This is a genomic window from Liquorilactobacillus sicerae, from assembly GCF_029916425.1.
In the GTDB taxonomy this organism is placed as follows: domain Bacteria; phylum Bacillota; class Bacilli; order Lactobacillales; family Lactobacillaceae; genus Liquorilactobacillus; species Liquorilactobacillus sicerae.
Genome location: NZ_JAHAVQ010000077.1, coordinates 1 through 663, shown reverse-complemented (window position 1 = coordinate 663; position 663 = coordinate 1). Strand labels below are relative to the sequence as shown.

The 663-nt window shown below is 41.5% G+C and carries 1 protein-coding gene and 1 pseudogene; both read right to left on the bottom strand.

The window, feature by feature from the left end:
• Window positions 1-426, bottom strand: a 426-nt coding sequence (locus tag KH893_RS11295; protein WP_281166211.1) for a glycosyltransferase, incomplete at its 3' end; no start/stop codon positions are given.
• 5 nt (window positions 427-431) lie between these two features.
• Window positions 432-663, bottom strand: a pseudogene (locus KH893_RS11290) (glycosyltransferase family 8 protein); the annotation flags it as partial.

Here is a 663-nt window from a genome sequence, read left to right as displayed (position 1 = left end):
CATGAAAGGATCAATAACGGCTCCCAGCAAAGATCCATGCAGATTTACTTCAAATAAACGAGAGATGTCGGTTGCCACTACTGTGTCCGCATCCAAATAAACAGCGCGGTTAAGTGTAGGAAACAGTTTTGCGATAAACAGCCGAAAGTAGATTGTGTAGGTGAAATAATCGGCGCGCAACTTATTGTTTTTATCTGTGATCTGGGCCTTGAATCGTGTCAGCATTGATTCAAAAACAATCGTAACGTTAGGTGCAGCTTCTGCTAGGAGTTGTGTCTTGTGATCCTGCGTAAGATTCTCGGTCAAAATGATCACGAAATATTTTTTGCTAGGATTACTATTGGCAACTAGCGAATGTAAAGAAACGGTAAGCGGATCAACATAGTTATCATCGACCGAGTAAAAAATGGTGTATGAATTTAACATTGGAATCATCCTTTTCTACGCGTGCGAACAGCTTGATATTCATTGTAAAGACCTTTAGTAGTACTGGAATTAGGATCAAGTATGGTACGAGCAGCCTGTACTTCCCAAGGTTTGATAGTGACTGGGTGAAGCCATGGCCAAAATGACAGTCGAGTGGAAAAATGAAGAAAAACTGTATCTTGATGCGGACCATGTTGATCGTTGAACTTGCGTGGTGCGATTCGCTTAGTGTGTGAT